13 protein-coding genes and 2 pseudogenes are annotated in these 21,203 nt (G+C 54.8%); 5 read left to right on the top strand and 10 right to left on the bottom strand.

The genetic code is table 11. The features are described from left to right. Nucleotides 1-97 (top strand): annotated as a pseudogene (locus BUA85_RS16955) (sulfopyruvate decarboxylase subunit beta); the annotation flags it as partial. Beyond that, complete coding sequence (locus tag BUA85_RS13315) at nucleotides 97-1,206, top strand: alpha-hydroxy acid oxidase (RefSeq protein ID WP_072901929.1); 1,110 nt, start codon at nucleotides 97-99, stop codon at nucleotides 1,204-1,206. The pseudogene BUA85_RS16955 and the gene BUA85_RS13315, both read left to right, overlap by 1 nt. A 152-nt stretch (nucleotides 1,207-1,358) precedes the next feature. On the opposite strand, the gene tuf is transcribed toward BUA85_RS13315, so the two are convergent. From tuf to rpsL, 4 genes are all read right to left on the bottom strand, one after another. After that, nucleotides 1,359-2,534: an elongation factor Tu gene (gene tuf, locus BUA85_RS13310; protein WP_072901842.1), complete on the bottom strand. Its 1,176-nt coding sequence runs from the start codon at nucleotides 2,532-2,534 to the stop codon at nucleotides 1,359-1,361. Nucleotides 2,535-2,610: 76 nt separating this feature from the next. Next, entirely contained in the window at nucleotides 2,611-4,728 is a 2,118-nt protein-coding gene (fusA, locus tag BUA85_RS13305) for an elongation factor G (protein WP_072901873.1), read from the bottom strand. A 21-nt stretch (nucleotides 4,729-4,749) separates the two neighbouring features. Beyond that, nucleotides 4,750-5,220, bottom strand: coding sequence for a 30S ribosomal protein S7 (gene rpsG / locus BUA85_RS13300; RefSeq protein WP_072901872.1), 471 nt, complete (start codon nucleotides 5,218-5,220; stop codon nucleotides 4,750-4,752). 12 nt (nucleotides 5,221-5,232) lie between these two features. Further along, nucleotides 5,233-5,604 (bottom strand): 30S ribosomal protein S12, encoded by a 372-nt coding sequence (gene rpsL / locus BUA85_RS13295; protein WP_072901927.1) that lies wholly within the window; start codon nucleotides 5,602-5,604, stop codon nucleotides 5,233-5,235. A gap of 358 nt (nucleotides 5,605-5,962) precedes the next feature. On the opposite strand from rpsL, the gene BUA85_RS13290 reads away from it, so the two are divergent. Then, a complete protein-coding gene (locus BUA85_RS13290; RefSeq protein ID WP_131802816.1) occupies nucleotides 5,963-6,547 on the top strand; it encodes a hypothetical protein in 585 nt (194 codons plus the stop codon). 4 nt (nucleotides 6,548-6,551) lie between these two features. Here BUA85_RS13290 and BUA85_RS13285 read toward each other — a convergent pair whose 3' ends face one another. Further along, complete coding sequence (locus tag BUA85_RS13285) at nucleotides 6,552-7,436, bottom strand: DMT family transporter (protein WP_072901868.1); 885 nt, start codon at nucleotides 7,434-7,436, stop codon at nucleotides 6,552-6,554. A gap of 85 nt (nucleotides 7,437-7,521) precedes the next feature. Then, a complete protein-coding gene (locus BUA85_RS13280; RefSeq protein WP_072901866.1) occupies nucleotides 7,522-9,579 on the bottom strand; it encodes a DEAD/DEAH box helicase in 2,058 nt (685 codons plus the stop codon). Between the two features lie 267 nt (nucleotides 9,580-9,846). Between BUA85_RS13280 and BUA85_RS13275 the strand changes: the two are divergent. Both BUA85_RS13275 and BUA85_RS13270 read left to right on the top strand, forming a co-directional pair. Then, nucleotides 9,847-10,368 (top strand): annotated as a pseudogene (locus BUA85_RS13275) (P-loop nucleotide/nucleoside kinase family protein). A gap of 68 nt (nucleotides 10,369-10,436) precedes the next feature. Beyond that, nucleotides 10,437-11,249: a hypothetical protein gene (locus tag BUA85_RS13270; RefSeq protein WP_131802815.1), complete on the top strand. Its 813-nt coding sequence runs from the start codon at nucleotides 10,437-10,439 to the stop codon at nucleotides 11,247-11,249. A 67-nt stretch (nucleotides 11,250-11,316) separates the two neighbouring features. Here the strand turns inward: BUA85_RS13270 and rpoC are convergent, their stop codons facing one another. The 4 genes from rpoC to rplJ all read right to left on the bottom strand — a co-directional run bounded on the left by rpoC (nucleotide 11,317) and on the right by rplJ (nucleotide 20,957). After that, complete coding sequence (gene rpoC, locus BUA85_RS13265; RefSeq protein WP_072901862.1) at nucleotides 11,317-15,570, bottom strand: DNA-directed RNA polymerase subunit beta'; 4,254 nt, start codon at nucleotides 15,568-15,570, stop codon at nucleotides 11,317-11,319. 53 nt (nucleotides 15,571-15,623) lie between these two features. Further along, nucleotides 15,624-19,763, bottom strand: coding sequence for a DNA-directed RNA polymerase subunit beta (gene rpoB, locus BUA85_RS13260; protein WP_072901860.1), 4,140 nt, complete (start codon nucleotides 19,761-19,763; stop codon nucleotides 15,624-15,626). Between the two features lie 235 nt (nucleotides 19,764-19,998). Further along, nucleotides 19,999-20,376 carry a 50S ribosomal protein L7/L12 gene (gene rplL / locus BUA85_RS13255; protein WP_072901858.1) on the bottom strand — a complete coding sequence of 126 codons (378 nt, stop codon included), beginning with the start codon at nucleotides 20,374-20,376 and terminating at the stop codon, nucleotides 19,999-20,001. 68 nt (nucleotides 20,377-20,444) lie between these two features. Then, complete coding sequence (rplJ, locus tag BUA85_RS13250; protein WP_072901856.1) at nucleotides 20,445-20,957, bottom strand: 50S ribosomal protein L10; 513 nt, start codon at nucleotides 20,955-20,957, stop codon at nucleotides 20,445-20,447. Between the last annotated feature and the right edge of the window lie 246 nt (nucleotides 20,958-21,203).

Here is a 21,203-nt window from a genome sequence, read left to right as displayed (position 1 = left end):
GATCGTCAAATGCGACAGCGGCAACGCCAAGATGCCCGTCATCACCATGGACCCCGTCATCATCAAGGACCGCTTTATGAAAGCGATCGAGGCTTGATAGGGACCGCGGCCCATATCCACTCCAGCGAGGACGCGCGCAGGATCGCGAAGCGCAAGCTGCCTTGGATGGTGTTCGATTATATCGACGGGGCCGCAGGATATGAAACGGGGGCCGCACGACATCGTGCGGCCCTTGATGCTGTCACGCTCCCGACGCGCATCCTACGCGATGTGAGCCAGCGCGATCTGTCCACCAAGCTTTTTGGTGTGGAAACCGCCGTCCCGTTTGGCATTGCACCTATGGGCATGTGCAACCTCTCTGGCCCCGGCGCAGATTTGATGCTGGCGCGGTTGGCGGCGAAATATCGGGTGCCGCATGGCGTTTCGACCGTGGCCTCAACTCCGATGGAGAAGATCCTTGAGGTGTCCGAAGGCCACGCGTGGTTCCAGCTCTATTTCAGCGGCGATGGCGTTGGGACATTCAAACTGGTCGAGCGGGCGAAGACGGCGGGGTATCAGACACTTGTGCTGACCGTGGATGTGCCAGAGGTCGGACGTCGGCCGCGCGAGTTGCGGCATGGGTTCAAGATGCCGTTTCGGATCGGGCCAAAGCAGTTTGCCGATTTCGCGCTACATCCCGTTTGGTCGATTTCATCGCTTTTGGCGGGCAAGCCCGATATGGCGAACTTCCACATGGATGGGTTTGAATTTGACCGGACCGAGAGCCGCGCAAAGGCTGATTGGGACACCCTAAGAAGACTGCGCGACGCATGGCCCGGCAATCTGGTGGTGAAGGGGGTGTTGAACGTCGAGGATGCTGTGGCTTTGAAGGCTGCAGATGTGGATGCCGTGCAAGTCTCGAGCCATGGAGCCCGCCAATTGGAGAGTGTGCCTACACCTATTGATGTTGTCAGGCCGATGCGAGAGGCCCTGGGGCCGGATTTCCCTTTGCTCTTCGACAGTGGGCTGAGGTCTGGCGAGGACGTGCTGAAAGTTATGTCTGAAGGGGCGGATTTTGCGTTCTTCGGACGGCCGTTGCAGTTTGCGATCGCGGCAGCGGGGGAAAAAGGGCTGGCTGCGCTTTGGGATGTGTTGACGGATGAGATGTCGATCGCGATGGCGCAGATGGGGGTGACAAAAGTGTGGGATGTGAGGCGAAGCGGATAGCTTCAACCAGTTCTAAGAAATTCAAAAAGGCCGCTGCGTATTGCAACGGCCTTTTTCTATTTCCACCGTGTGCTGACCCCGCACTTTCGGTGGTTGTTGCCAATCACCTGTTTTGCGGCGTCACACGGTCGGGTAGTGGTTCAGATTACCGATTATTCGGTAATCTTGGAAACCACACCCGCACCAACAGTGCGGCCGCCTTCGCGGATCGCGAAGCGCAGGCCTTCTTCCATCGCAATGGGGGCGATCAGCTCAACGTCGAACTTCAGGTTGTCGCCTGGCATAACCATCTCTGTACCTGCTGGCAGGTTCACTGTGCCGGTCACGTCAGTCGTACGGAAGTAGAACTGTGGACGGTAGTTCGCAAAGAATGGTGTGTGACGTCCGCCTTCTTCCTTGGTCAGGATGTAGGCTTCTGCTTCGAACTTTGTGTGGGGCTGAACAGACCCTGGCTTCACCAGAACCTGACCACGCTCAACGCCGTCACGGTCAACACCACGCAAAAGCGCACCAATGTTGTCGCCTGCTTCGCCGCTGTCCAGCAGCTTGCGGAACATTTCAACACCTGTACATGTGGTCTTGGATGTGTCGCGGATACCAACGATTTCGATCTCGTCGCCCACGTTGATCACGCCACGCTCAACACGGCCTGTCACAACTGTACCACGGCCAGAGATTGAGAACACGTCCTCGATTGGCATCAGGAACGGCTGGTCAACCGCACGCGCTGGTGTTGGGATGTAGCTGTCGACTGCTTCCATCAGAGCTTTGATAGAATCTTCGCCGATCTCGTTGTCACGGCCTTCCATGGCTGCCAGAGCAGAGCCTTTGATGATCGGAATATCGTCACCTGGGTACTCATATTCGTTCAGCAGCTCGCGGATTTCCATCTCAACGAGTTCTAGCAGCTCTTCGTCGTCAACCTGATCAACTTTGTTCATGTAGACAACGATGTATGGGATACCAACCTGACGGCCGAGCAGGATGTGCTCACGTGTCTGTGGCATTGGGCCGTCGGCTGCGTTCACAACCAAGATCGCACCGTCCATCTGAGCCGCACCAGTGATCATATTCTTGACGTAGTCAGCGTGGCCTGGGCAGTCCACGTGTGCGTAGTGACGATCCGCTGTTTCATACTCAACGTGTGCTGTTGAGATGGTGATGCCGCGGGCCTTCTCTTCTGGCGCGCCATCAATCTGGTCGTACGCCTGGAAGTCGCCAAAATACTTCGTGATCGCTGCTGTCAGCGTCGTCTTGCCGTGGTCAACGTGTCCAATCGTGCCGATGTTCACGTGCGGCTTATTACGTTCAAACTTTTCCTTAGCCATGATGGCCTCCTTGATAAGTGTTTCGGGCAGCTATGCAGCCCTACGGTTGGGGGCGGGCGGATAAACCGCCCCGCCGTTATGCGTATTTCGCTTGGATCTCTTCAGAGATGTTGTTCGGTACTGGGTCGTAGTGGTCGAACTGCATCGTAAACTGCGCCCGGCCCGAAGACATGGAGCGCAATGTGTTGATGTAACCGAACATATTCGCCAGTGGCACCATTGCGTCGATCGCGATGGCGTTGCCGCGTGTGTCCTGACCAGACACCTGACCCCGACGGGATGTCAGGTCACCGATGATACCACCGGTGTATTCGTCTGGCGTGATGACCTCGACCTTCATGATAGGCTCAAGAAGTTTCGCGCCCGCTTTCTTCATGCCTTCACGCATACACATACGTGCGGCGATTTCGAATGCGAGGACAGAGGAGTCAACGTCGTGGAACTTACCGTCCAGAAGCTGAACCTTGAAGTCGATCACTGGGAAGCCGGCCAAGGGACCAGAGTCCATCACGGACTGGATGCCCTTTTCAACACCTGGGATGTATTCCTTTGGAACCGCACCACCAACGATAAGCGACTCGAAGGAGTAGCCTTCGCCTGGCTCCGTTGGGATGATGTTCAGCTTCACCTCACCGAACTGACCGGAACCACCGGACTGTTTCTTGTGGGTGTAGGAATGCTCGACCGCGTGACCGATGGTCTCACGATAGGCCACCTGAGGTGCACCGATGTTCGCCTCAACCTTGAATTCACGCTTCATGCGGTCAACAAGGATGTCGAGGTGAAGTTCGCCCATGCCCTTCATGATGGTCTGACCGCTTTCGAGGTCAGTTTCCACGCGGAAGGATGGATCTTCGGCGGACAGACGCTGCAGCGCGATGCCCATTTTCTCTTGGTCGCCTTTTGTCTTTGGCTCAACGGCGATCTCGATCACTGGATCTGGGAACGTCATTGTTTCAAGGACAACGGGATCGTTTTGCGCGCAAAGCGTGTCACCTGTTGTGGTGTTCTTCAGACCACCCAACGCGATGATGTCGCCTGCAAATGCTTCATCGATCTCTTCGCGATCGTTGGAGTGCATCATCATCATGCGGCCCACGCGCTCTTTGTTCCCCTTAGTGGAGTTGAGCATCGTGTCGCCTTTGCTCAGCGTACCGGAGTAGATACGTGTGAACGTCAGGGAGCCCACGAATGGGTCGTTCATGATTTTGAATGCGAGGGCAGAGAAGGCCATGTCGTCGTCAGCGCGACGTGCGATGTTGCGTTCTTCTGTCTCGTCGCCTGGTTTAAAGCCCATGTAGTCGACAACATCGAGCGGGCTTGGCAGGTAGTCGATCACCGCGTTGAGCAAAGGCTGAACACCTTTGTTCTTGAATGCAGAACCGCCAAGTACCGGAACGAATGCCATGGAGAGGCAGCCCTTGCGGACCAATGCGCGCAGTGATGGAACGTCAGGCTCGTTGCCTTCAAGGTATTCCATCATTGCATCGTCGTCCTGCTCAACAGCAGCTTCAACCAGCTTGTTGCGCCATTCGTCTGCTTGATCCTTCAGGCTGTCACGAATTGGAGCTTTGACCCAAGATGCGCCAAGGTCTTCGCCCTGCCACAGCCACTCTTCCATAGTGACGAGGTCGACGAGGCCTTCGAGTTCGTTTTCTGCACCAATTGGGAAGGCAACAGGGATCGCGCGTGCGCCTGTACGATCTTCAATCATGTTCACACAGTTGAAGAAGTCAGCGCCGATCTTGTCCATTTTGTTGACGAAGACCATGCGAGGCACTTTGTAGCGGTCAGCCTGACGCCAAACAGTTTCTGTCTGAGGCTCAACACCTGCGTTTGCGTCGAGAACACAAACTGCGCCGTCTAGGACAGCCAAGGAACGCTCAACTTCGATTGTGAAGTCAACGTGGCCTGGTGTGTCGATGATGTTCAGGCGGTGCTTTGGTGTGTCAGCTGTTGTGCCGTCTTCTGTGCGTTCCCAGAATGTGGTTGTCGCCGCAGAGGTGATCGTGATGCCACGTTCCTGCTCTTGCTCCATCCAGTCCATGGTTGCTGCACCATCATGCACTTCGCCGATGTTATGCTCTTTACCCGTGTAGTACAGGATACGCTCGGAACAGGTTGTTTTACCTGCATCGATGTGCGCCATGATCCCGAAGTTACGGTAAAGTTCGAGGGGATATTCGCGTGCCATAGGTCTGCTTCTTTCCTCAGATTACCAACGATAGTGAGAGAACGCTTTGTTCGCCTCAGCCATTTTGTGAGTGTCTTCGCGCTTTTTCACAGCCGCACCGCGGTTGTTGACAGCGTCCAGAAGTTCGCCTGCCAGACGCTCTTCCATTGTGTTTTCGTTGCGGTTTTTCGCAGCGGCGATCATCCAGCGGATGGCCAATGCTTCGCGACGCTCTGGGCGGACATCAACAGGCACCTGATATGTCGCACCACCCACACGGCGGGAGCGAACCTCAAGGTTTGGTTTGATGTTGTCGAGAGCCTCGTGGAAAACCTCAACCGGGGCTTTCTTGAGCTTGTCTTCAACGCGGTCAAATGCGTTGTAAACGATTTTTTCGGCGACGGATTTCTTTCCATCGATCATCAGGTTGTTCATGAACTTTGTCAGAACAACGTCACCAAACTTTGCGTCTGGCAGAACTTCGCGTTTTTCAGCGGCGTGACGACGTGACATGTATTTCTACCCTTACTTAGGACGCTTCGCGCCGTACTTCGAACGACGTTGCTTACGGTCTTTAACACCCTGTGTATCGAGAACACCGCGCAGGATGTGGTAACGCACACCTGGAAGGTCTTTCACACGGCCGCCACGGATCAGAACCACGGAGTGTTCCTGAAGGTTGTGGCTTTCACCTGGGATGTAGGAAATGACTTCGAAACCGTTGGTCAGGCGGACCTTCGCAACTTTCCGCATCGCGGAGTTCGGCTTCTTAGGAGTTGTTGTATAAACGCGTGTGCAAACGCCGCGTTTCTGAGGGCATCCCTCCATATGGAGAGACTTGGATCGTGTTACTTTCGGCTGGCGCGGTTTGCGGATCAGCTGCTGAATCGTTGGCATCGTTTGATGTTCCCATCTATTCACATGTTGTGCGCTTTTGACGGCGCGAGGTTTAAGTTCGGCAAATGCCCCTCGCATGCGAAAAGCACAAAAATTCCGCAGTCAAACCCTTACCGGAGGTTTGGTGCGGTGAGTATTCAGAGGAACAAAGCAGCAGTAGCTCGGTTCTTGACCACTTCAGTTTTGATACAAGCAAGAGAATAAGGCCCTCTGGCTCGGATGAGCGGCGTATAGGCGGAGTCGCGGAACCTGTCAACAGGGGGTAAAGAACCGCTGTTTCGACGCGCCAGAACGCGGTATAAATATTGAATGCTTGCCACAATTCAATGGCGATCACTTGTCTAATTTGGAGTCTATTTTGTTTCGATCTTTGGTTATTGTCCCATTTGCAGCGCTTGCTGCCTGTGCGTCCCCAACGCCACCTTCTGTGTCAGCGACAGACATTGCCGCTGCAGACGCCGAACGGCAGCGGATTTCACTGTTACCAGACGTGGCAGGCACCGATCTTCCGACTTCGTCAGTGGACTATTCAGGCAATTTCCTCAGCAACAATCTAATGATTGATGGTGAGGGCGGCTACGGTGTCTTGGGCGATCTGGCGATGACGATCGATTTTGGTGGATCCAATAGGGTAAGCGGTTCTGTCCGGAACCTAAACCTGACAGAGCGTGGTGCGCCGGATCAGCTCTTAGGCGGGCGATTAGACATTCGGGGTAGTAGTTCTGGCGGCGACATCGTTGCCCGTGCAAGTGGTGAGCTTGACGCTGTGAACGATTTGCTTCCGTTTCGCGGCACCACGAATGTTGAGTTTGCTATGACTGGCGGCACGCGTCAGGACGGCAATGATACGGCTGTTTTCGGCACTTGGGTCGGAGCCTCTACCAGTGTCGATGACGATTTCTTCGTGACAGGCTCTGGCACATTCTTTGGAACCGAGGATTAGGGCCCTAGGCCTTCGCGCGTTTTCGAATTTGCCCTTCTCGATAGAGAGTAAAGAGGCCGGTACCGACCACGATGATTGACCCCACAATCGTCAGGGTATCGGGAACCTCCCCAAAAATCCAAAAGCCGATGACGACGGCGACCAGTAAGCTGGAATAGCGGAACGGAGCGACGAATGCGATGTCACCGTGGCGCATAACAGCGACTGAGAAAATGTAACCGCCGATGATTGTCAGGATCGCTCCGCCAAGCTGGAAGGCGGCAAGACTGCTGACCGGCTGCCACACTTCGGTGAGAGAGGCCAAGCCCGAACCCGCCATAACCGCAAAGACAGTAAACCAAGAAACCAGCATCGTCGGAACCTCCGGGGAAATCTTGCGCACAAGGATATCGCGGATCGTCACACAAAGGACGGCGAGCAGCGCACTTACCGCATAAATGTTGAAACCCTCGCCACCAGGTTTGACGATCAATAGGACGCCCGCGAATCCGACCAAGATTGCGGACAGCCTTCTCCAACCAAGACTGGCTCCTAAGAACACCGCGGCGGCCAAGCTGACCGTGAGCGGCAACACCTGCAAAATTGCTGTGACATTCGCAATCGGCATGTTGAACAGTGCCAAGAGGAAGAACAGCGCACCGCCAAGTTCAAAGAGCGATCGGAGCGAGATAAACATCCAATCCCGACGCGACTGGTTCAACTTAATCTGCCCCATCGCAAGACCTGCGATCGAAAGACAGATGAACACGCCGATGCTTCTGAAAAAGATCGACTGAAACAGCGGCAATTCATCTGAGAGAGATTTCATAAAGGCGTCGTTCAAAGTGAACGCTGTCATTGACCCCACCATCAGCAGCGCGCCGCGCATATTTTCGGAAAGCATCGCCATAGCCCCGCGCTAAAGGTTTCGCAGATACAGCGCCATACCAAACGCGACTTTTGCCAGTCGCAAATCTAACCTACGCCATGAAGCATCAAGAGCGCTTTGACGGCTTTCTAAACGGCCTTGCATCCCCACCTTTGCCGCGCCCACTTTTTGCGGTCGGGGCACCAGCGCCTTTTCCTTTGCCTTTATGGCGCGCTTTGCGTGGCCCTAGAGATTTGGACGGATCCGACGCGTTAAACGGTTTTTTCTGCCGTTTTTTGTCTGTCGACTTAGTCGAAGGCGCAGCGCTGCGCCCTTCCGATTTGGGCTTTGATGCAGGCGGTTTACTGTGCTTTGGCTTGGCTTTTGACGCGGGTTTGTCCGAAGGCTTCTTTGTCATCTTAGAGACATCCGCCTTGGGCTTTGATGCAACAGGGGCATCATCCTTGGGCTTTTGCGGCCGTTTAGCAGATTTGGGCTTATCGAACGACTGCGGTTTTGGCCCCCGCTTTCCGTCACGTGGCGGGCGCGCATCTGCGGGCGGGCCTTTCGGCGAGCCTTCGAAATCCGGTTTGCCAGTCAACTCTGTCAGCGCAGCACCCTGTTCTAGGTTCAAGTCTGGGCCCAGTTCTTGCTTCATAGTCGCTACAGCATCACTAGCGATTTCCACGAAGGTTTCCTGATACTGCACCCGGATCGCGCCGATGGCGCTTTTGGACAGTCCCGCGTTCCGACACAGCATCGGGAGGAGCCAGCGAGGCTCGGCACGGTCCTTGCGGCCAAGCGACATCGAAAACCACGTGCTAGGGCCAAACTCTGCATGATCGCGCGGCTTGCGTTGTCCGGGCTCTGGCACTGCGCCAAGAATTTCAGGGGCGGAGTGGCGTTCGCGATAGAGGCGCAAATAGGCGGCGGCTATTTGTTCTGGCGTGCGTCCGTCCAGCAAGCGTGCGGCGAAGGCCAGTTCTTCAGCACTCGGCGGTTCATCCAACGCGGGGTTAGAGGCGATCCGTTCCTCGTCCTTGGCGAGAACCTCCTCTGCCGAAGGTGGCGTACCCCAGTCGGCCTCCAGCTTTGCGAACTTCAGAAGCCTTTGCGCCTTTGACCGCTGGCGGGCAGGCACGATCAGGATGGAATTGCCCTTGCGCCCTGCCCGACCTGTTCGGCCAGAACGGTGCAGCAAGGCTTCGACGTTGGACGGCAAATCAGCGTGGATTACCAGTTCCAGCCCCGGCAGGTCGATCCCGCGTGCGGCCACATCCGTCGCCACACAAACCTGCGCGCGACCATCCCGCAGGGCCTGCATCGCATTGGTCCGTTCGGCTTGACTTAATTCACCGGATAAAGACACCACAGAGAACCCCCGGTTGGCGAATTTCGCCGTCAGACGGGCGACCATGGATCGTGTGTTGGCAAAGACGATCGCGGTCTGCGCATCATGAAAACGCAGCAGGTTGATAATGGCTTTTTCGATATCCGACGGCGCAACGGTCAGGGCGCTGTAAGAAATGTCGGAATGCTGCTTTTCCGCACTGCCAACCTTCAGCCGCTCAGCGTCTTCGTTCTGATAGGTTTGCGCGAGCTTTGCGATACCGTGTGGCACCGTCGCGGAGAACATCAAAGTGCGACGGCTTTCGGGCGTATGGTCGAGGATAAATTCGAGGTCTTCTGAAAACCCCATGTCGAGCATTTCGTCGGCTTCATCGAGAACAACTGTTTTCAGATCGCTCATATCAATCACGCCGCGCGCAATATGATCGCGCAAACGGCCAGGCGTCGCAACGATGACATGCGCCCCACGCTCAATCGCGCGCCGTTCCGTCCGGGCATCCATGCCGCCCACGGCAGATGCAGTGACAATGCCAGCCTCGCCAAAGAGCCAATCAAATTCACGCCGCACTTGCAGCGCCAATTCGCGTGTGGGGGCAATCACCGCAGCTTGCGGCGCGGCGGGACGACCAAACCGACCGTCCTCATCCAGCAGGTCGCCAGCCATAGCCAAGCCAAAGCCCACCGTCTTACCGGAACCCGTCTGAGCCGAGACTAGCAAGTCCGAGCCCCTCAGGCCCTCGTCGGTGACGGCCTGCTGAACAGGGGTCAAACCGCTATACCCCTTTTTCGAGAGAGCGGTTGAGAGTGTGTGGGGAAGGCCAGAGAAATCTTGCATGGGTCACCAAGTGCCGGGAAAGAACTGGCCCATAGTCGCTATTGGCGGGCGTGTATAGCCCACGTTGTGTCCATGGACCAATTTAATGGAAACGCAAACTCCTCTCTCGTTCTAAATGCTGATGTCGTGACAGATACCGCGGGCTCACCCATGTGGCGCCCATGAACTTTTGCTTTTTGAATACCAACGCGCTGAAACAGGCGCGAATTACTGTCCCAGCCTGAACCGCCGGGCCGGGTCATTTGGTATTTTCAATGCACTTGCGCAATGCGCAATATAAAGGACAGAACGATGTCAGTCTCTCAAGTTACCCTGCACATGGTGTGCGGGAAAATAGGCTCGGGTAAATCGACCCTTTCCAAGAAACTGGGTGAACAACCACGAACGGTTGTCGTTGTCGAAGATGAATGGCTAAGCGCCCTCTTCGGTGATCAAATGAAAACAGGCGCGGATTTTTTGGTCTATTCCAAGAAATTGCGGAGCGTCATCAAGCCACATGTTGTTGCATAGCTACGTGCTGGCACCTCCGTGGTGCTGGATTTCGCTGCAAACACTTTGGAGGCACGGCAATGGATGCGGAGCCTTGTCGATGACGCAGGCACGGAACATGCCCTTCATTACCTAGACGTTCCGAATGCTGTTTGTTTGGCGCGGTTGCACGCCCGAAACGCTGAAGGAAATCACGCGTTTCAGGTCACTGACACGCAGTTTGAAGCCTTTGCCAAACACTTTGTGGCACCCACAGAGGATGAAGGGTTTCACATCGTTTGGCATAGGGCGGACGCATAGATTCGAAGGCTGTTCGGGTCCGACTATTGGTGGACCTGCCAAAGGTCGCTTCGCATAGGTCCTCCCTGTTGTTTGTATACGGCTGCAAGTTCCCTTTTTGTGACGCCGTTCAGGAAATTTCGATCGAGCCTATCGAAATCAATGCTTTGAGATTCAATTCAAACTATCGAATACTTTTACGCAGCAAATCACTAGCGAAAATGCTAATACTTCGAGAGCAAAAACTTCTATTCGTTAAAACGAAGAAAACAGCTGGAACATCGATAGAGATACTGCTTAGTGAACACCTGCAGCAAGGTGACTTCGCGACGCCTCTGTTGCCGGATGAAGAAAAATTACGACCAAAGAAACGGAAGATCGTCAGAGAGTCGGTCCGCCTTCTTCGCGAACGTGCTCAAGGAAAGGTCCGCGCACGCTACCCCCACCTTGGCCTCGACGTTGCTGAGTCCTATCTCGACGATATTTCGTCTGGTTGTGAGAGTTTCTGCGTGGAGCGGAATCCATGGGATAAGGCAGTGTCAGCATTCTTTTTCTGGATGCATCGTCGCGGAGGGCCAATCACTGATATCGATCGCCAATTCACAGCGTTCTGTAAGAAACAACTCAGCTACTTCTCTGACTTCGATATGTATTCGAGAGATGGGAGATTGGCGGCCGGTTTTGTTGCAAGATATGAAAATCTAGCTGTCGACCTTAATGAGTTTCTCGGGTCTCGCGGGCTGTCAGATTTTGACATTTCCCAAATGAATGCGAAATCAAATGTTCGAAAGAAACGAACCTTAGAGGAGTTCTTTGGCGAAAATTTCGACAACAAGAATGCCAAGCGCGTTGCGAAAATTTTCGAACGGGAGATTGAAACCTCTGGCTATCAACCAACATAGATACGAATCCTAAGAAACAGAAAAGGCCGCCCGAAGGCGGCCCTCCGTATTATTAGGTCCGACCGTCTTACTCGTCGCGGCTTTCCGGTGTGTCGACGATGATCTGATCGAACTCATCCCCGCCCACGATATCATCCGCCATCTCTGTCGGAGCAGCGAGCAAAGTGGCCTGTTCGGCTTCTTCGCGACGCGCTTCGATGACGACGTTGTCACGCTCGGACGCGATACGTGTGACGCGCTGTGTCGCACCACCTGTACCCGCTGGGATCAAACGACCAACGATCACGTTCTCTTTCAGACCGATCAACTTGTCCTTCTTACCCTGAACTGACGCTTCGGTCAGAACACGCGTTGTTTCCTGGAACGACGCGGCAGAGATGAAGGAACGGGTCTGCAAGGACGCCTTGGTGATACCAAGCAAGATCGGCTCACCAGTTGCTGGGCGATCACCGCGGGCGATTGCCTTTGCGTTGGCTTCATCGAACTCGGCCTTATCGACGTTCTCGCCTTTCAGCAGAACGGTGTCACCGCTGTCCTGAATCTCCCACTTCTGGAGCATCTGACGCACGATAACTTCGATGTGCTTGTCGTTGATCTTCACACCCTGCAGGCGATAGACGTCCTGAACCTCGTTGATCATGTAGTCAGCCAAGGCTTCGACACCGAGAACCGCAAGAATATCGTGCGGCGCTGGGTTGCCGTCCATGATGAAGTCACCCTTCTGGACAAAGTCACCTTCCGCAACTGGGATGTGCTTGCCCTTTGGCACCATGTATTCAACCTTGGTGTCCGGATCATCGGAGCTTTCGATCGCGATGCGACGCTTGTTCTTGTAGTCCTTCCCAAAGCGCACATACCCATCGATTTCAGCGATGATTGCGTGATCTTTCGGACGACGGGCTTCGAAGAGTTCAGCAACACGTGGCAGACCACCGGTGATGTCCTTTGTCTTCGCACCCTCACGAGGGATACGCGCGACAACGTCACCGGCTTGGATGTCTTCGCCATCCTCGACGGACAGAACCGCATCCACAGACATCGCATAAGACACTGGGTTACCGTCGTCTTTCAGAACAGGCTCGCCATCTGTGCCAGCAACAATGATCTTCGGCGCCAGTTCGTTGCCTTTTGGCGCTGCACGCCAGTCGGCCACGATCTTTTGCGTCATACCTGTCGCATCGTCGGTTTCTTCGCGCACGGCGATACCGTTGACGAGGTCAACGTATTTCACCTTACCGGCTTTCTCCGCGATGATTGGCAGTGTGAATGGATCCCATTCAAACAGCTTGTCGCCACGGTGAACGTCGGCACCTTCTTTGACGAAGACTTTGGAGCCATAGCCAACCTTGTGGTTCGCACGTTCTTCACCGTCTGGACCCATGATCGCCAGAACCATGTTACGGCCCATGACCACCTGCTCACCTGCTTTATTTTCAAGCAGGTTTGCATTGCGGAATTCGACCTTACCAGTCTGAGACGCTTCAAGGAACGACTGCTGTCCACCCTGCGCAACACCACCAATGTGGAAGGTCCGCATGGTCAGCTGAGTACCAGGTTCACCGATGGACTGCGCCGCGATGATGCCGACGGCCTCACCGATGTTGACGCGTGTACCGCGCGCGAGGTCACGACCGTAGCAGGTCGCACAAACGCCGTCTTCTGACTCACAGGTCAGCGGGCTGCGAATGCGCATTTTCGCGATACCAGCGGCATCGATCATGTCAGCTTTGCGTTCGTCGATCAGTTCGCCTTTTTCGGCCAGAACTTCGTCTGTACCGGGCTTGAGAACTTCATCAGCAGAGACACGACCCAGAACACGTTCGGCCAAGGTTGCAACAACCTCACCATCGTTCACGGCTGCTTCTGCTGTGATCGCATTCTCTGTTCCGCAATCTGGCTCACGCACGATGCAGTCTTGTGCAACGTCCACCAGACGACGGGTCAGATAACCAGAGTTCGCAGTTTTCAACGCCGTATCCGACAGACCCTTACGGGCGCCGTGGGTGGAGTTGAAGTACTCAAGAACGGTTAGACCTTCTTTAAAATTCGAGATGATCGGCGTTTCGATGATTTCGCCGTTCGGCTTGGCCATCAGGCCGCGCATACCGCCCAGCTGTTTCATCTGAGTGACCGAGCCACGCGCACCGGAGTGGGCCATCATGTAAACCGAGTTTGGTTCACCTTGAGAGCCATCTTCCAGCGTTGGTGTCTCACCAATTGTCGCCATCATCGCGTCGGTGACTTTGTCGTTCGACTTGGACCAAGCATCGACAACTTTGTTGTACTTTTCACCCTGAGTGATCAGGCCGTCCATGTACTGTTGTTCGAAGTCTTTCACCTGCTCACGTGTTTCGTTCACAAGATCCCACTTGGTGTCAGGGATAACCATGTCATCCTTACCGAAGGAGATACCGGCCCTAAACGCTTCGCGGAAGCCCATCGACATGATCTGGTCACAGAAGATAACCGACTCTTTCTGACCACAGTAACGGTAGACGGTATCGATGACCTGCTGCACTTCTTTCTTACGCAAAAGGCGGTTCACCAAAGAGAACGGCGCTTTTGCGTTTAGTGGTAACAAAGCGCCCAAACGCAGACGACCTGGTGTCGTTTCAACGCGCACCAGCTCTTCCAAGCCTTCCTCGTTGATCTGAGGAATACGGGCCGTGATCTTCGCGTGCAGATGGACTTCACCAGCACCAAGCGCGTGCTCGACTTCCTCGATGTTCGAGAAGGTCATGCCTTCGCCCTTCATCCCCTCACGTTCGATAGTCGTGTAGTACAAACCGAGGATCATATCCTGTGATGGCACGATGATCGGCGCACCGTTGGACGGTGACAGAACGTTGTTCGTGGACATCATCAGAACGCGTGCTTCAAGCTGGGCTTCAAGCGACAGAGGAACGTGTACCGCCATCTGGTCGCCGTCGAAGTCTGCGTTAAACGCAGAACACACAAGCGGGTGCAGCTGGATCGCTTTACCTTCGATCAGAACGGGTTCGAACGCTTGGATGCCGAGACGGTGCAATGTTGGCGCACGGTTCAGCATCACTGGGTGTTCGCGGATCACCTCATCAAGGATGTCCCACACTTCTGGGCGTTCTTTTTCGACCAATTTCTTGGCTTGCTTGACTGTGGAGGACAGGCCTTTGGCCTCAAGCCGCGAATAGATGAACGGCTTAAAGAGCTCGAGCGCCATCTTTTTCGGCAAACCACATTGGTGTAGCTTCAGTTCCGGACCGGTCACGATGACCGAACGGCCAGAGAAGTCGACCCGCTTACCCAAAAGGTTCTGACGGAAGCGACCCTGCTTACCTTTCAGCATGTCAGAGAGTGACTTCAACGGACGCTTGTTGGCACCAGTGATCACACGACCGCGACGGCCATTGTCGAACAATGCGTCAACAGATTCTTGCAGCATCCGCTTTTCGTTGCGGACGATGATGTCAGGCGCGCGAAGCTCAATCAGACGCTTCAAACGGTTGTTCCGGTTGATCACACGACGATAAAGGTCGTTCAGGTCAGACGTCGCAAAGCGGCCACCATCCAGCGGCACCAATGGGCGCAGTTCTGGCGGGATCACTGGCACGACGGTCAGGATCATCCATTCCGGACGGTTGCCGGATTCGATGAAGCTCTCGACGATCTTCAAACGCTTGATGATCTTCTTTGGCTTCAACTCGCCTGTTGCCTCTTTCAGATCAGCGCGGAGCTGCTCCGCTTCGGACTCCAGATCGATCATGGAGAGCATCTCACGGATCGCTTCCGCACCGATGTTGGCTTGGAACGCGTCCATGCCGTAGGTATCTTGGGCGTCGTAGAACTCTTCTTCTGACATCAGCTGACCGTATGTCAGATCCGTCAGACCGGGTTCGATGACCACGTAGTTTTCGAAGTAGAGGATCCGTTCAAGATCGCGCAATGTCATGTCCAGCATCAGGCCGATGCGGGATGGCAGCGACTTGAGGAACCAGATGTGCGCGACAGGTGCCGCCAGTTCGATGTGGCCCATACGCTCACGACGGACCTTTTGCAGTGTAACTTCCACACCGCATTTCTCGCAGACAACGCCGCGATACTTCATGCGCTTATATTTACCGCAGAGGCATTCGTAATCTTTGATCGGACCAAAGATACGTGCGCAGAAGAGGCCGTCACGCTCAGGCTTGAACGTCCGGTAGTTGATGGTTTCTGGTTTCTTGATCTCACCAAAGGACCAAGACAGGATCCGTTCTGGTGAGGCCAATGAGACCTTGATTTCGTCAAACGTTTTCGCCGGTGTGAGCGGGTTAAACGGGTTGTTTGTCAGTTCCTGGTTCATCTTCAATTCCTTGAATAGGGTGCGTTGGGGATTGGGGGAGTAAGGGGGGAGCCTTACTCATCCACCTCCGCATCCAGGAGTTCCATGTTGAGGCCGAGGCCCCGGACTTCTTTCACAAGCACGTTGAACGACTCTGGGACGCCAGCCTCAAAGTTGTCCTCGCCTTTAACGATGCTTTCATAGACTTTCGTCCGGCCAGCAACGTCGTCAGACTTCACGGTCAGCATCTCTTGCAGCGTGTAGGCCGCGCCGTATGCTTCCAGCGCCCAGACTTCCATCTCACCGAAGCGCTGACCACCAAACTGGGCTTTACCCCCCAGCGGCTGTTGCGTGACGAGCGAGTATGGACCCGTGGAGCGTGCGTGAATTTTGTCGTCCACCAAGTGGTGCAGTTTCAGCAGGTATTTGACGCCCACTGTCACCGGACGACTGAACTGTTCGCCTGTGCGGCCGTCGAAGAGGATCGACTGACCAGACTGGTCGAAACCAGCCTTCACAAGGCTGTCGTTCACGTCGCCTTCTTTCGCACCGTCGAAGACTGGTGTCGCGATTGGAACACCGCGTGTGACGTTGCCTGCCGCTTCGAGCAGGTCATCCTCACCCATGCCTTCCAGACCTTCAGAGTACACATCATCACCATAAGCGATGCGCATGGCTTCGCGCACTGGTGTCAGATCACCAGAGCGACGGTATTCACCAAGCGCGTCGTCGATCTGAATGCCAAGCCCGCGTGCGGCCCAGCCCATGTGTGTTTCCAAAATCTGACCGACGTTCATACGCGATGGCACGCCGAGCGGGTTCAGACAGAAGTCAACCGGAGTACCGTCTGCGAGGAACGGCATGTCTTCCATAGGCACAACCTTGGAAATAACACCTTTGTTCCCGTGACGACCGGCCATCTTGTCACCTGGCTGAAGCTTACGCTTCACAGCAACGAAGACTTTGACCATCTTCATCACACCCGGTGGCAGATCGTCGCCGCGGCGGACTTTTTCGACCTTGTCCTCAAAACGGGCATCCATAGCACGCTTCTGGATTTCATACTGTTCGTTCAGGGCTTCAACGACCTGAGCGTCAGCTTCATCCTTCAGCGCCAATTGCCACCACAGACCGCGGGAAAGCTCTGCCAACACCTCTTCGGTGATTTCAGAGTTGGCCTTGAAGCCCTTTGGACCTTTGACAGCTGTTTTGCCAAGGATCATGCCTTTCAGACGGGCGTAGATGTTCCGATCAAGGATCACCAACTCGTCGTCGCGGTCACGAGCGAGGCGTTCAACTTCCTCACGCTCGATCTGCAGAGCACGTTCGTCCTTTTCAACGCCGTGGCGGTTGAAGACGCGGACCTCAACAACCGTGCCAAAGTCACCCGGCGGCAAGCGCAGGGATGTGTCACGGACGTCTGATGCTTTCTCACCAAAGATGGCGCGCAGAAGCTTTTCTTCTGGTGTCATCGGGCTTTCGCCTTTTGGTGTGATCTTACCGACGAGGATATCAGCAGGGCCAACTTCCGCACCGATGTAGACGATGCCAGCCTCGTCGAGGTTGCGCAGCGCTTCTTCACCCACGTTTGGAATGTCGCGTGTGATTTCCTCTGGCCCAAGCTTCGTGTCACGGGCCGCCACTTCGAATTCTTCGATGTGGACGGATGTGAACACGTCGTCGCGCACGATACGCTCAGAGATCAGGATGGAATCTTCGTAGTTGTAGCCGTTCCAAGGCATGAACGCGACGACCACGTTCTTACCAAGCGCCAGTTCACCCATATCCGTGGATGGACCGTCGGCGATAACTTCACCCTTCTTGATCTGCTGACCCACTTTCACCAGCGGACGCTGGTTGATGCAGGTGTTCTGGTTCGAGCGTTGGAATTTGCGCATCCGGTAGATGTCAACACCAGCGTCGCCCAGTTTCAGATCCTCTGTCGCGCGGATAACGATACGGGAGGCATCAACCTGGTCGATGATACCTGCGCGTTTCGCCATGATCGCCGCACCAGAGTCGCGGGCCACAACCTCTTCGATGCCAGTACCCACAAGCGGAGCTTCCGCCTGCAAGAGTGGGACTGCCTGACGTTGCATGTTGGAACCCATCAAAGCGCGGTTCGCGTCGTCATTCTCAAGGAATGGGATGAGCGAGGCCGCAACGGACACCAGCTGCTTTGGTGACACGTCAATGAGGTCAACGCTTTCGTTCTGCGCCAACATGTATTCGCCGTTCTGACGTGTAGACACCAGATCGTTCACGAACTTGCCGCTGTCATCCAGCTTTGCGTTTGCCTGCGCCACGGTGTGACGCATTTCTTCGGTCGCGGACATGTAGCTGACTTCGTCAGTCACAACGCCGTTCTCGACCTTACGATACGGTGTTTCGATGAAGCCGTATTTGTTCACGCGCGCGAATGTCGCCAGAGAGTTGATCAGACCAATGTTTGGCCCTTCTGGCGTTTCAATCGGACACATGCGACCGTAGTGCGTGGCGTGAACGTCGCGAACCTCAAAGCCTGCACGTTCGCGTGTCAAACCACCCGGGCCAAGCGCTGAAAGGCGACGCTTGTGCGTAACCTCGGACAGCGGGTTGGTTTGGTCCATGAACTGCGACAACTGAGAAGAGCCGAAGAATTCACGGACAGCCGCAGCAGCCGGCTTCGCGTTGATCAAATCCTGAGGCATGACCGTGTCGATTTCGACGGAGGACATACGCTCTTTGATCGCGCGCTCCATGCGAAGCAGGCCAACGCGATACTGGTTTTCCATCAATTCGCCAACAGAACGCACACGGCGGTTGCCGAGGTGGTCGATGTCGTCCACGTCGCCTTTGCCGTCACGCAGTTCAACCAGCGCTTTGATACAAGCGACGATGTCTTCCTTGCGCAGCGTGCGCATGGTGTCTTCTGCATCGAGGTCGAGACGCATGTTCATTTTTACGCGACCAACAGCGGAGAGGTCATACCGCTCTGAGTCAAAGAACAATGTGTCAAACAGGGCCGAGGCCGCATCAACGGTCGGTGGCTCACCCGGACGCATCACGCGGTAGATGTCCATCAACGCGGTTTCACGGTTGAGGTTTTTGTCTGCGGCCATGGTGTTGCGCATGTAAGAGCCGACATTGACGTTATCGATGTCGAGCACTGGGATCGTTTTGATGCCCGCATCGAGGAGGTCTTTCAGCGTGCCGCCGATCACCTCACCGTCTTTGTCCATCTCAAGCGTCAGCTCATCACCGGCTTCGACGTAGATCGCACCGTTTTCCTCGTTGATGATGTCTTTCGCTGCGAACTTGCCGACGATTTGTTCGTATGGGACCAGCAGTTCGGTGACTTTGCCTTCGTCAATCAGCTTTTTGACGGAACGCGGTGTGACTTTCTCACCTGCTTTGGCGATAACTTCGCCTGTGCCTGCGTCTACCAGATCAAAGGCTGGACGGGTGCCGCGCACGCGCTCTGGGAAGAACTTGGTGGACCAAGCCTTGCCTTTTTTGTCGAGCGTGTAGTCAACAGTGTCATAGTAGGCATCCATGATGCCTTCCTGATCGAAGCCAAGCGCATAAAGCAGCGTGGTAACAGGAAGCTTCCGGCGACGGTCGATCCGCGCAAAGACAAGGTCTTTTGCGTCGAATTCAAAGTCCAGCCAGCTGCCGCGGTAGGGGATAATGCGGCAAGCAAACAGGAGTTTACCAGAAGAGTGGGTTTTGCCCTTGTCGTGGTCAAAGAAAACGCCAGGAGAACGGTGCATCTGAGACACGATCACACGCTCGGTACCGTTCACAACGAACGTGCCGTTCGGTGTCATCAAAGGCATGTCGCCCATGAACACGTCTTGTTCTTTGATGTCTTTAACCGACTTCGCGCCAGTATCTTCATCCACATCAAACACGATCAGACGCAGAGTAACCTTTAGCGGCGCGCTGTAGGTCATATCGCGTTGCTGACATTCTTCAACGTCATACTTTGGCTTTTCCAGCTCGTATTTTACGAACTCAAGAACAGCGGTTTCATTGAAATCTTTGATCGGAAATACCGATTGAAATACGCCTTTAATGCCTTCACCATCCAACGGTGTGTCGCTGTCGCCGGAGCGCAGGAACAGATCGTAGGATGATTTCTGAACCTCAATAAGGTTCGGCATTTCAAGGACTTCACGGATTTTACCGTAGTATTTACGCAGGCGTTTTTGACCTAGGAAGGACTGACCCATGTGAAATTTCACCTTCTTTTCTCTGCGAGCGAGCCGCCGCCGGGAACGCGAGACTCTCCCATTGAGAGGGGGGTTTCATCTATTCGTGGCATCCGTCCCACCGAATGCCTCCCGATGAAAACCTACCCAAGACGCGTGTCCCGCAAGACACCCTTCTAAGACAGGTTTGGCTGGACCCACGTTTTCGCGGATCCAGCCGTAAATTCCGAACCCATGCGGGTTCGTAAAGCGTGACTTAGGCCAGTTCGACTTCTGCGCCAGCTGCTTCCAGCTTGCCCTTGATGTCTTCTGCTTCTGCTTTGTCGACGCCTTCTTTGATCTTGCCGCCAGCTTCGACGAGATCTTTTGCTTCTTTGAGGCCAAGACCAGTGATGCCGCGAACTTCTTTGATCACGTTGATTTTCGATGCGCCTGCGTTTTTCAGGACAACGTCGAATTCTGTTTTCTCTTCAGCTGCCGCACCAGCGTCGCCGCCAGCTGCACCAGCAACCATAACTGCGCCACCGGCAGCTGGTTCGATGCCATACTCGTCTTTGAGGATGGTTTTCAGTTCTTGTGCTTCGAGAAGTGTCAGACCAACGATCTCTTCAGCAAGTTTCTTCAGATCAGCCATTTTGCTTTTCCATTTCTAAATTTGTGTTCCAACGTCAGCAGATTGCCAAACGGGGATGTTCAAGTTGCTTATGCAGCCTTCTCTTCGATTGTAGAGAGAATGCTTGCGATATTCGAAGCAGGCGCGCCAATCGCACCGGCAATGTTGGAAGCAGGTGCACCAATGCAGCCAACGATAGAAGCAATAAGCTCCTCGCGGGATGGCATTGCCGCAACGGCTTTCACACCGGCAACGTCAAGTGCTTGATCGCCCATTGCACCACCGAGGATGACGAGTTTGTCATTCTCTTTGGCGTAACCATCCACGACCTTGGCCGCAGCCACTGGGTCTTCGGAATAGGCGAGCACCGTCATGCCCGAAAGGTATTCAGCGATGCTTGCACATGGCTTACCCTCAAGGGCGATCTTGGCGAGCTTGTTCTTGGTCACGCGTACGGACCCGCCTACTTCACGCATTTTTGCGCGCAGGTCCTGCATTTCAGCAACTGTCATACCCTCGTAGTGGCTCACCACAACGACGCCAGAGCTTTCAAAGACTTGGCCGAGTTCTTCGACCAGCTGTTCTTTTTGTGCTCTATCCACAGTTTCACTCCAAGTTTGGGGATTTCTCCCCGGCTCATATTTGCCCCGATAGTCTGGGGCGTTCGGGTCCAATTTCTGGGTCCCGAGGCCTTGATCGCCCGAAGGTCTAAGCCTTCGTAAATCTCGTTCTCGTTTCCCATCTCAGGAAGGAATTATTCAAGGCGCACCTCAAACCCTCCGTCTCGGACAGAACCACACCGATCGTCTGGCGTGGCTAAACGACGCCCCGAGAGGCGCCGAATTCAA

This window comes from Cognatiyoonia sediminum, from assembly GCF_900129845.1.
Lineage (GTDB): Bacteria > Pseudomonadota > Alphaproteobacteria > Rhodobacterales > Rhodobacteraceae > Cognatiyoonia > Cognatiyoonia sediminum.
Note: the sequence above shows the minus strand (reverse complement) of the source record. Positions and strands in the feature narration are given on the sequence as shown.